Here is an 11,263-nt window from a genome sequence, read left to right as displayed (position 1 = left end):
CCTTGCTCCGAAGGGGTGAGGACTCTGGTTCTCCGCACCAGGGTTGACTCCGTTTCACAGAGTCTGGGGTTCGCTTCGCTCACCCCGGCCCGGCTTTGCCGGGCGTGCCCCTTCCGCTGCGCTCCAGGGGGTAGGGGCCGGCCCGTTGCGGGCGGGCGGACGGGTTGCCGGTTAGGCGAGGTGTGAGATCTCACCTGAGGGTGTGTCCGCTGCGCTCCCCCACCCTGAGTCCTTCCGGCTTCGCCTTCAGGACCTAGACCCGCTGCGCGGGCCTGGCTGGCTAGGAGGCCCGGTGGCTTCTGCGGTGGATACGCCAGAACAGCACAGCTCCCGCTGTGCTGAGCAAGATTACGAAGCTGGTCACCACAACCTTGAAGCTGTGGTCGTCCTGTACTGCCCACACGAGTTTCACCAGACTGGCAAGTGTCAGAACGGTCAGGTAGACCGCCACCCGGAACGGGGTGCCAAAGAGTGTCCGCTCTATCCAAGGACGCCGTTGTTCTGTCTGCCTACTCATGCATCCCCCTGTGATGAACCGCCAGGCGTCATGAGAAGCCCTGGTCTGGCAGCACCCTAAGGGGTGACCCACACCAACGGGACCGAGGCCCTCCACTTCGCCCCAGACCCCCGTGCCCTTCCGGCCCCCGTCTCCCGGGAGGGTGACTGGCTACGAGGGGTCGCTCGTTCGTGTCCTGGTTTCGGTGCCACGCATCATTGCTTTGATGCAGCATGTAGAGTTGGTAGAAACAAGGGATACCCTCTGGGCGCGGACGGGGCTCATGTCATTCTACGAATATCTTCCGGAAGAAATTGCGCGGCTCGGTGTGACGAGAAAGGCCACCGGGCTCGCCCTCGGCCAGGTGCGGACGCATGTGCGGCTCTCCCGGGAACGCGAGGAACGCGCACGCGAAGGACCGGCAGAGCTCCTCAGCCTGAGTGAGCTGGCGATCGCCGTGTGGGAGCACCTTGAATGGAAGCGTGTCGCCCACGTGATGACGGAGCAGCAGATGCCTGTCTATGCACCGGGGCAGGATCCGCGTGTAGGCCGCCGTGAGGAGCAGCGGATGCAGCGTGTGGCCGCTGACATAGCTGCCGCGGAGCAACATGGCGGGGCACCGGCCGAGATGCTGCGTCATCGGGTCTACCGGATCGTCGCCGAGCAGGCCGGCTGCTTGGGCGAACCGCGCCTCACCGTCCATCTGATGGCCTCCTCCCTCAGCGAAGCCGCCCACCGGCCCTGGACCGTCTACGGACGCCCAGACGGCCCTTACCGGCAGGGCGGATACCGGATCACCTCGGTCGAGCAGGTCCTTCCCGAACCCGGAGAATTGTTTTGATCCAGCTTCGAGAACACCAGGTAGAAGCAAATTCAGGCATCCGTAAATGGGTGGGATTCCCTGCAAGATCATCTGTGCCCGCTGAGGGGCTCCGTGGCACGGTCGTCTCCGCGACCGGCTCCGGGAAGACGATCACGGCCGCCTCGGCCGCGCTGGACAACTTCCCCGGCGGCCGGATCCTCGTCACGGTCCCCACGTTGGACCTCCTCGTGCAGACCGCCCAGGCGTGGCGCCGGGTCGGCCACCGCTCCCCGATGGTTGCCGTGTGCTCGCTGGAGAAGGACGACGTCCTGGAGCAGCTCGGCGTGCGGACGACCACCAACCCGATCCAGCTCGCGCTGTGGGCGGGTTCCGGGTCGGTGATCGTGTTCGCCACCTACGCCTCCCTCGTCGACCGCGATGACCCCGAGGGCCCGTTGGGGCAGCACAAGGTCCGAGGGCCGCTGGAAGCCGCCCTGGCGGGCGGGGAGCGGCTGTACGGACAGACCATGGAACCGTTCGACCTCGCGATCGTGGACGAAGCCCACGGAACCGCCGGAGACCTCGGCCGGCCCTGGGCAGCGATCCACGACAACCAGCGGATCCCCGCGGACTTCCGGCTCTACCTCACCGCCACCCCACGCATCCTCACCGCTCCTCGGCCGCAGAAGGGCAAGGACGGGCAGGAGCTGGAGATCGCCTCCATGACGTCCGACCCAGACGGCACATACGGCGAATGGATCTACGAACTCGGACTGTCGGAAGCCATCGAGCGCGGAATCCTCGCCGGATTCGAGATCGACGTCATCGAAATCCGCGACCCCGAGCCGGTGCTGGGGCTGTCGGAAGAAGCACTGCGGGGCCGGCGCCTGGCGCTGCTGCAGACCGCGCTGCTGGAGCACGCCGCCGCACGCAACCTGCATACGGTCATGACGTTCCACCAGCGAGTGGAAGAGGCAGCCGCGTTCGCAGAGAAGCTGCCCGAAACGGCGGCCGAGCTCTACGCGACCGAGGCATCCGACACATTCCTCGAAGACGCCGCGGCACTACCGCCATCCTCGATCAGCGCCAAGCTCTACGAACTGGAGCCCTACCGTCACGTCCCTGCGGACCGGGTCTGGGCGAACTGGCTCTGCGGCGACCACCTCGTCAGCGAGCGCCGCGAAGTGTTGCGGCAGTTCGCGGGCGGCATCAACGCCAACAGCAAACGGGTCCACCGGGCATTCCTCGCCTCCGTACGCGTGCTCGGCGAAGGCGTCGACATCATCGGCACACGCGGAGTCGAAGCCATCTGCTTCGCCGACACCCGCGGCTCCCAGATCGAAATCGTCCAGAACATCGGCCGGGCGCTCCGCCCCAACCCGGACGGCACCACGAAAGTCGCCCGAATCATCGTGCCCGTGTTCCTGGAACCCGGCGAAGACCCCAACGACATGATCGCCTCAGCCTCGTTCGCACCCCTTGTAGCCGTCCTAAACGGGCTCCGCAGCCACTCCGAAAAGCTGGTCGAACAACTCGCCAACCGCGCCCTGAGCAGCGGGCAGCGGAAAGTCCACGTCCAGCGCGACGCCGACGGGCGCATCATCGGAACCGAGGGCGAAGGCGAGGGTGAGGTCGTCGACCAGGAGAACGGGACGCGGGCCGTGCTCGAGTCCGCGCTGCTCCACTTCTCCACTCCACGAGACCCGGCCACCATCGCCGCGTTCCTGCGTACGCGGGTGTACCGACCCGAAACCCTCGTCTGGCTCGAGGGCTACCAAGCCCTCCGACACTGGCGCACCGAAAACCACATCACCGGGCTCCACGCGGTCCCCTACGACACAGAGACCGAGGTCGGCGTCACGAAAGCGTTCCCGCTCGGCAGGTGGGTCCACCAACAACGCCGCGCATACCGCGCCGGCGAACTCGACGACCACCGCAAAACCCTCCTCGACGCACCGGAGGCCGGGATGGTCTGGGAACCCGGAGACGAAGCATGGGAGACCAAACTCGCGGCGTTGCGCAGTTTCCACCGGGCCCACGGACACCTCGCACCCCGCCAAGACACCCTATGGGGCGAAGGAGGCACCGACAGCCTGATCCCGATCGGACAGTTGATCGCCAACCTCCGCCGCAAGGGCGGCATCGGCAAGGATCCGGAGCGGGCCGAGCACCGCGCGGCGCAACTCGCCGCCATCGATGAAGACTGGAACTGCCCCTGGCCACTCAACTGGCAACGCCACTACCGGGTACTCGCCGACCTCGCCAATACCGAACCCGGCGGCAACCTCCCCGACATCCAACCCGGCGTCACCTACGAAGGCGACGACCTCGGGCGGTGGCTCCAGCGACAGGCCAACTCCTGGGCACAGCTGACCACCGAGCAGCAGGAACGGCTCACCGGGCTGGGCATTCAGCCAGCCCAGCGCCCCGCCCCGACCCCGGCAGCCAAGGGCGGCGGGAAGACGTCCGGGAAGACATCAGCAGCCTTCCAGAGGGGCGTACAGGCCCTCGCCCAGTACATCGCCCGCGAACGACACCACCGGGTTCCGCGCGGGCACGCAGAAGAGATCGTCGTGGAAAGCGAGACCGCCCCCGTCATGGTGAAGCTGGGCGTGTGGATCACGAACACCAAGACCCGCCGCGACAAACTCACCGTGGAGCAGCGCGTCGCGCTCGCGGAGCTGGGCGTGGAGTGGGCGTGATGTCCGGGCTGGCGAGCAGCCCGGCCAGTACTGCTGTCACGTCCCGGTCTGCGGGACCGGCCGGCCACCAGTCGCCCTGTTCCTTGCGGTACGGGTACCAGCGTCCGTCGGTGCCCAGCCGTAGCTGGGCGTCGTGTCCGATCACCGTCAGCCGGTTGCGCGCGGTTCGCAGTCCTGGGGCCTGTTCGCCCTCCCACGCTTGCTTGACCGCCTCGCGGGCCAGGTTGAGTTGCGATGGGTCCGGGTCCCACGCGTCGTCCAGGACCGGCAGGGCTGCGGCGCCGCCCTGCCGCCAGGCCCGTACCGCTCGTGTGAGCGCCTGTGGGGTGCGGCCTGCGTGCCTGCAGAGCCGGGCGAAAACTCCCGACGGGGGTGCGGCCGCCGCGAGGCGTACGAGATCCTCGGCCGCGGCGAGGTCGGCCGCACCGGTGGACTGGTGCGGGACGTCGTGGGACAGCACAATCTGGCGGAGCAGCCTGGCCGCGCGGGCGGCCGTGTCGGCCGCCAGGAACTGAAGGGCCGACGGGTCCAGTTCGGGTGTGGTCTCGCCCGCGGTCGCGAACGATGCCACCTGCCCTGGGCGGTCAGCCTCGGGTTGCGGGGCAGGCAAGGGTGCTATCCCCGCGCGGGCGGCGGCGAATACGTCGCGGGCGGGCACACCGAGCGGTCCGGCCGGGGCGAGGGCCTGCGGCGCGGTGTCCTCGGCCGCTGCCTGGATGGCGTTGCGCCGCTGGAGCTCGTCCATCAGTTCGCGCTCGCCGCGCCCGCGCAGCAGGAGCAGGACGAACGGGTCGTGGTCGAGGAGGCGGGCCACCTGGTAGAAGACGGCGGCGGCGTGTTTGCAGGGGTAGCCCCAGTCGGGGCAGGAGCAGTTGGGGGTCAGTTCGCCTTGCCGGGGCAGCAGGCGGACGCCGGCCCGGGCGGCGTCGTCGACCAGGGTGGTGGGCATGTCCCGGTCGAGCAGGGCCGCGATATGCCCGGCCTGGCCGGCGGCGGTATCCAGCAGCAGTTCCCAGTCACGGGGGCTGAGCTGGGGGATGTCCATCGACGTCCGGTACGGCGCAGGGCGGCTGCCTTGGACACGGGCGGCTACCCGGCCCGGGGTGACGGTGATCTCACCGACGTTGCCGCCGCGCGCGTAGGTCCGTCCCCTCGCGAGACGCCCCGTCGCCAGGCGCTGCTTGCCTTCCAGAGCTTCCACCCACGCGTTGCCCCACCAGGATTCGGCGAAGGACCGCCGCCCCCGGGCCGCAGGCAGCGGTGGGAAGGTCCGGGTGCGGCCGTCGTCAGCCTTCTTCGGGCGGCTCATCGGGAGCTCGTCTGAAGCTGGACGAGATCGGCGAGTTCGGCGTCGGTCAGCTCGGTGAACGCGGCTTCGCCGCCACTGAGTACGGATTCCGCGAGATCCTTCTTCCGCTTGAGCATCTCGGCGATGCGGTCCTCCACCGTGCCCTCCGCGATCATGCGGTGCACCTGTACCGGCTGGGTCTGCCCGATCCGGTAGGCCCGGTCGGTGGCCTGGTCCTCCACTGCAGGGTTCCACCAGCGGTCGAAGTGGATCACATGCCCGGCCCGGGTCAGGTTCAGGCCGGTGCCGGCCGCCTTGAGGGAGAGCAGGAAGACGGGAACCTGCCCGTCCTGGAAGTGCCGCACCATCTCCTCGCGCCGGCTGACCGAGGTGCCGCCGTGCAGGAACTGGACGGGCACCGAGCGTGCTGTCAGGTGTGCCTCGATCAGCCGGGCCATCGCGGTGTATTGGGTGAAAACCAGCACCGCACCGTCCTCGGACAGGATGGTGTCGAGCAGTTCGTCGAGCAGTTCGAGCTTCCCGGACCGGCCCGCGATCGTGCCGCCCTGTTCTTTCAGGTACTGCGCAGGGTGGTTGCAGATCTGCTTCAGAGCGGTCAGCAGCTTGACCACCAGGCCACGCCGGGCGAAGCCGTCCCTCTGACGGATCTCGGCGAGAGTCTCGCGGACCACCGCCTCATACAGCGCGATCTGCTCCTTCGTCAGAGCGACCGCCCGGTCCGTCTCGGTCTTCGGCGGGAGCTCCGGAGCGATGCCCGGGTCGGACTTCTTACGGCGCAGCAGAAACGGCCGGACCACCGCGGCGAGCCGTACCGCCGCCTGCGGATCCTCACCGCGCTCCACGTCACGGGCGTAGCGGTCGCGGAAAGCCTTGAGCGGGCCCAGCAGGCCCGGGGTGGTCCAGTCCAGCAGTGCCCACAGTTCGGAGAGGTTGTTCTCCACCGGTGTGCCGGTCAGAGCGACCCTGGCCTGGGCGGGGATGGTGCGCAGCGCCTTGGCGGTGGCGGAGAAGGGGTTCTTCACGTGCTGGGCCTCATCCGCGACCACCAGGCCCCAGGCGCCCACCGCGGTCAGTTGCGCGGTGTGCAGGCGCATCGTCGCGTAGGTGGTGAGGACGAACTCGCACGGCACCAGATCTTCCAGGCTGCGGGCCGGGCCGTGAAAGCGGCGCACGGGCGTGCCTGGAGCGAACCGCTCGATCTCCCGGCTCCAGTTGCCGAGCAGCGAGGTCGGGCAGACCACCAGGGTCGGGCCCGCGAGGGCCGGGATGTTCTGCCGGTGCAGGTGCAGGGCGATCAACGTGATGGTCTTGCCCAGGCCCATGTCGTCGGCGAGGCAGCCGCCGAGTCCAAGCTCGGTCATCTGATGGAGCCAGGCCAGACCGCGCAGCTGATAGTCCCGCAGGGTCGCCCTCAGCGCGGCGGGTTGCGCCAGCGGTGCCCGGCGGGCCGTGGCCTCGGGGTCCGCGAGCCGTTCTTTCAGTTCGGCCAGCCAGCCGCCGGCCGTGACCTCCACCCACTCCCCGCCGACCTCCACGCTGCCGCCAAGGACCGCGCCCAGTGCCTGGACAGGGGTAAGTTGGCGGTCTTGGCGGTCCCTGGCCCGGGCCAGCACTTCCGGGTCGATCAGCACCCACTGGTCACGCAGCCGCACCACGGGCCGCTGAGCCTCGGCCAACCGGTCCAGCTCGGCGTCGTCCAGCTCGCGGCCACCGACGGTGAGCTGCCAGCGGAAGGTGAGCAGCGTGTCGGCACCAAGCACGGACGGCTGGTCCGAGCCGGCCTTCTTGGCCGGCTCGACCACCGCGCGGGCCAGGAGTTCGCGGGCCAGCTCCTTCGGCCAGTGCACCTGGATCCCCGCGGCAGCCAGAGGGGCGGCGGCTTCTCCGAGCAGCTCGGACACCTCGGTGTCCGAGAGCTCCAGCTCGGCGGGAGCGACGGCGGTGAGCAACCGGCCCAGCGGCGGCCAGGCCCTCGCGGCCCGGCGAAGCGTCAGCAAAGTGTCGATCTTCGTACGCGGACCGAAAGCGCCGCCGGCGGCCGACCGGCCCGACCAGATGTCCGCGGCGTCCGCCACCACGGTGGCGTCACCGAGGCTGTGCAGCTGGACGACAGCCCGGAAAGGACTGCCCCCGTCTTCGTCCTCCCAGGCGCCCGGATCGTCGATGTCGTCCCGGTCGCGGGCGGGCAGGCCGGGGAGCTCCAGCCGCAGGGAGACTCGTACCCCCGCATCCAGCCCGGCGGCTACCTCCGCCGCCCAGCCGCGCTGGTGGGGAACCGGCTGCGGCGCCTGAGCGGTCCAGGCCGTGGCGCCGGCGGCCGCCGGTGCGGCGGGCGTACGGGGCAGCGCATCGGCCACCGCGTCCAAAAAGGCCCGCAACAGCGGCTCGGCCTCGGGCAGGCGAACCGGCGCCGGACCGGCCAGCGGCACCGCCCGGGCCTCGGGCGGCATCGCAGCAGCCAGCTCCCGCACCCGCGCCATGTCCTGCTGGTCGTACGGCCCGATACGCCAGGCGTCGAAACCACCGGGGCTGACACCGGGCAAGAGTCTGCCGCGGGCGAGGAGTTGCAGAGCAAGCACGCTCGCCGCGCCCCAGAACGCGGCGGCCCGGTCCGCTCCCGGCACACCGCGCATCCGGCCAAGTGCGGGCAGGGCCTGGGAGACCGGCACGATCGTGGCGTCGACATCACGGCGCCGCACAGAAACACCATGCGGCCTCACCACGGTCAGCCGACCGGTCACCGCGGGCGGAGCTTGGCCGTCGGTACGCCAGAAGGCCACACGGCCAAGCCGGGGCGGGTCAGCGGGCAGGAAAACAGCGGCACAGGCAGCCAGCTCCCCGAGCCGGGCCGGGTCCATGACAGCCGGTGCCGAGGTGGAAATCTCATCGTCGTCAGTCTCGATGACATCAGGGCCGGTCGCCACGGAGGTGAGCTGCTTTCGATCCGAAATTGCGCGGCAGGTATCAAGCCGCCCATCGAGCGTAACCGAGCCGGGCACCGAGCCGCTGCTGAACTCCGCTCCCCGGCCAGGGAGCCAGGGAACGGGAGTTCAGCAACACCGCGCGCGGGGTGTCAGGGGCGTCGTAGTGGATGGTGACAACTGCTGTCAGCCGTATGCCGATACTGGTCAGCTGAGTACCGAAGACCTGGCACACCTAAAGACTCGGGCGGCAAAACGTGCTGTCCGTGTCGATTGTCGACACCCAGGGGCATGCACATGGCGAGGGCAGCTGCCGAGGACGAAAGCGGCCCGTCGGCGGTGTTCTGGCCCCAGGCCGGGCGGGCGGCAGCGATGCCCCGGTTGCTGGACCTCGACGAACGCGGGGAACTGACCGCTGCGCATGTACGTCTGGTCGCCCAGGCGTTGGGGAAATCGGAGCGGACCGTGTGGCGGTGGCTGGCCGCCGCGCGTCAAGATCAGCGCTTCGCTCGGATAGAAGCGTCGCGCTTCACAGTCACGGCGGAGATCCGGCGGCTGCTGGCGCTGTGGGGCGGTAACGCCTCCCGGGTCCACGCCGAGCTGATGCAGCGAGCGGCCGAGGATCCGGACGCGCCAGCGGTGCCGTCCCTGTCGACGCTGCACCGGGCGGTCCGCCGGGACCTGACCCGCGGAGAGCGGGCCGGACTGAAAAGCGGAGAGGCCGCGCGGCGCGCGCACGACGTGTTCGGGCAGCGGCCTCCGACGCACCGCAACGCCGTATGGGAAGGCGACCACAAGCACGTGCCCGTCGAGGTCGACGTGGAGGGTGAGCTCGCCACACCATGGGTGACCTGGTTCATCGACTGCGCCACCAAAGCGATTACTGGCGTTGCAGTCACCCCTCACGCGCCCAGCAGGGACGCGGTCCTGGCCTCTCTGCGGATCGCGATCACCCGCACGGAGCCGTTCGGGCCGGTGGGCGGGCTGCCCAGTCAGATCCGGGTGGACCGCGGCAAGGAGTTCCTGTGCGCGACGGTCACCGCGGCGATGGGCGCGTTCGCCGTCCCCGTCACCGGCCTTCCCGCCTACAGCCCGTACCTGAAGGGCACCATCGAGGCGTTGAACGACGCAGTGGAGGAGATGTTCCTCGTCTCGCTCCCCCGCTACACCGGCCGCCAGAAACTCACCGGCGGCCGGCTCGCCGACCCCGACGCCCCACCGCTCACCTACGAGGCATTCGTGGGCCTGCTGCTGGACTGGGTGACCTGGTGGAACACCCGCCACCGCCCGGACGCCCTGAGCGGCAAGACCCCCATCGAGGCGTGGCAGGCCGATCCGACCCCGCTCACGGACGTGCCAGCCGGGCAGCTGGCGACGTTCGCGCTCGAGGACGACGGGCGCACCTACACAATCAGCACGTCCGGCGTGCGGTGGCGGCGCCGCGACTACCTCGCCCCCTGGATGAACGGCCGTACCGGCACCAAAGTCTCCGTACGCCACCTTCCCCACCACGACGACACCATCGAAGTCTTCGAAGCCGTAACCGGCCGCCACCTCGGGTCGGCGTTCCTGGCCGCCGCCGCAAGCCGGGAACAGATCCGCGCCGTGCAAGCGGTACGAACCGCGGCCGCCCGCCGGCTCAAAGCCGATCTGAAAGCCGCGGAGAAACTACGCCGCAAGCGTTTCGAAGCCTCCACCACCGCAGCCCCTCCCCGCTCGCTCGGCTTCCCCACCGGCGCTCAAGCCGAGGAAGAACTGGGCGCAACAGCGCAGGTGGACCGTCGTGCGCTGGCCCGCCCCGACTTCATCCCCCATGGCCCCGCGCCCGAGACGTGGGCCCGCCCGAGGCCCCCGCGCACATCTACTCCTGATGAGGACCACAGCTGATGATCGCTGATCTGGATTACGGGCTGCTGCCCGACGAGCGTGAAGACCATTTCCTGGGCCTGGAGCATGCCCAGTTGGTAGGTACTGACACGCTGCTGACCACTCGGGACAATATCGAGGCCGTCATCGAGGCCAAGGCCATGATGTGTGTCTACGGGCCGGCCGGATCCGGCAAGATGTCCGTCAACTCCGCCCTGCGCCACCTCGCTCCGGACACCACCCACCGCCTGGAACTGCGGGCCGGACCGACCCCGCGCGACATCCGACATGGTCTCTTCCAGGCCCTGGGGCTACCGGGTGAACCGCCGGCCCGCCCGATCGAGTTCGATACCCTCCTCAAGGAGGCGCTCGCCGAGGAATTCAGGGTCCTGGTCTGTGACGAGGCACAGTGGATGAAGAAGACCGGGTTCGAATTCTGGCGCCACCTGTGGGACGACAAACGCACCAACATCGCGGTGATCTTCGCCGGGGGCGACGGCTGCTACAAAGTCCTGCGACGCGAGCCGATGCTGGCCTCCAGGATCTTCATCTGGCAGGAATTCACCCGCATGTCCAAAGACGAGGTACGGGCCACGATCCCCGCCTTCCACCCCGTATGGGCAGACGTCGACACCGTGTTGATCGACGCGATCGACAAACAAGCCGCCCACGGCAGCTTCCGCAACTGGGCCAACATCACCACCCACATCCTCGCCGGCATGAAGAAACTGAACCTCAAACAAGTCGACGAAGACCTCGTGCGCTGGGTCTACAGCAAAATCGGCGGCATGCAGTGACCGGCGGCGGCCCGCCACCGGTCACCGTCATCAACGACAAGGACGACCACCCCGACTGGACAGCCGCCGCACACACCGCACACGAACCGGCTGCTGGACGACTGGCCATCGACCCCAGCCCCGCCAACGGCGCACCCGCAGCCCTCGCCCACGACCTGCTCTACGCCCTGGGCAAACGACTCCCCCTAGGCGCAATACCGGTGATTTAGGTCTTTTTCCGGGAGGTTGGGGCTGGTTTGGTGGGTCCGACGAGGGTGACGACTGGGGTGTCCGGCCGGGGTGTGTCAATTTAACGGCTGATCTTGGTTGTTGAGTTGGTCAGTGGTCGGTGGGAGTCAGGCGGCCCTCGAAGGCGACCTGGAAAGCGTTC

At 69.0% G+C, this 11,263-nt stretch carries 7 protein-coding genes; 5 read left to right on the top strand and 2 right to left on the bottom strand.

The genetic code is table 11. The features are described from left to right. Nucleotides 1–701: 701 nt before the first annotated feature. Together ACZ7IB_RS47785 and ACZ7IB_RS47780 are read left to right on the top strand one after the other, a co-directional pair. The gene (locus ACZ7IB_RS47785) at nt 702–1,337 is read left to right on the top strand and encodes a hypothetical protein (protein ID WP_470921538.1); all 636 of its coding nucleotides are present in this window, start codon (nt 702–704) and stop codon (nt 1,335–1,337) included. Further along, complete coding sequence (locus ACZ7IB_RS47780) at nt 1,334–4,000, top strand: helicase associated domain-containing protein (RefSeq protein ID WP_470921537.1); 2,667 nt, start codon at nt 1,334–1,336, stop codon at nt 3,998–4,000. The genes ACZ7IB_RS47785 and ACZ7IB_RS47780 overlap by 4 nt, the downstream gene beginning before the upstream one ends. Here the strand turns inward: ACZ7IB_RS47780 and ACZ7IB_RS47775 are convergent. Next, entirely contained in the window at nt 3,948–5,309 is a 1,362-nt protein-coding gene (locus ACZ7IB_RS47775; protein ID WP_470921535.1) for an SWIM zinc finger family protein, read from the bottom strand. The genes ACZ7IB_RS47780 and ACZ7IB_RS47775 overlap by 53 nt on opposite strands. Further along, nucleotides 5,306–8,167, bottom strand: coding sequence for a DEAD/DEAH box helicase (locus tag ACZ7IB_RS47770; protein ID WP_470921541.1), 2,862 nt, complete (start codon nt 8,165–8,167; stop codon nt 5,306–5,308). The genes ACZ7IB_RS47775 and ACZ7IB_RS47770 overlap by 4 nt, the downstream gene beginning before the upstream one ends. Before the next feature lie 435 nt (nt 8,168–8,602). Here ACZ7IB_RS47770 and ACZ7IB_RS47765 point away from each other — a divergent pair, with 435 nt between their 5' ends. Genes ACZ7IB_RS47765 through ACZ7IB_RS47755 form a run of 3 tightly spaced genes read left to right on the top strand, consistent with a single transcriptional unit; the run spans nt 8,603 to nt 11,102 of the window. Beyond that, nucleotides 8,603–10,117, top strand: a complete 1,515-nt coding sequence (locus tag ACZ7IB_RS47765) for a Mu transposase C-terminal domain-containing protein (RefSeq protein WP_470921539.1) — start codon at nt 8,603–8,605, stop codon at nt 10,115–10,117. Further along, nucleotides 10,117–10,893 carry an AAA family ATPase gene (locus ACZ7IB_RS47760; protein WP_470921533.1) on the top strand — a complete coding sequence of 259 codons (777 nt, stop codon included), beginning with the start codon at nt 10,117–10,119 and terminating at the stop codon, nt 10,891–10,893. Before ACZ7IB_RS47765 ends, ACZ7IB_RS47760 begins: the two co-directional genes overlap by 1 nt. Then, nucleotides 10,890–11,102, top strand: a complete 213-nt coding sequence (locus tag ACZ7IB_RS47755) for a hypothetical protein (RefSeq protein ID WP_470921532.1) — start codon at nt 10,890–10,892, stop codon at nt 11,100–11,102. The genes ACZ7IB_RS47760 and ACZ7IB_RS47755 overlap by 4 nt, the downstream gene beginning before the upstream one ends. Nucleotides 11,103–11,263: the final 161 nt, after the last annotated feature.

The organism is Streptomyces sp. NPDC037301 (genome assembly GCF_055602785.1).
The sequence above is the reverse complement of the archived record's forward strand: the minus strand, read 5'-3'. Positions and strand labels throughout refer to the sequence as shown.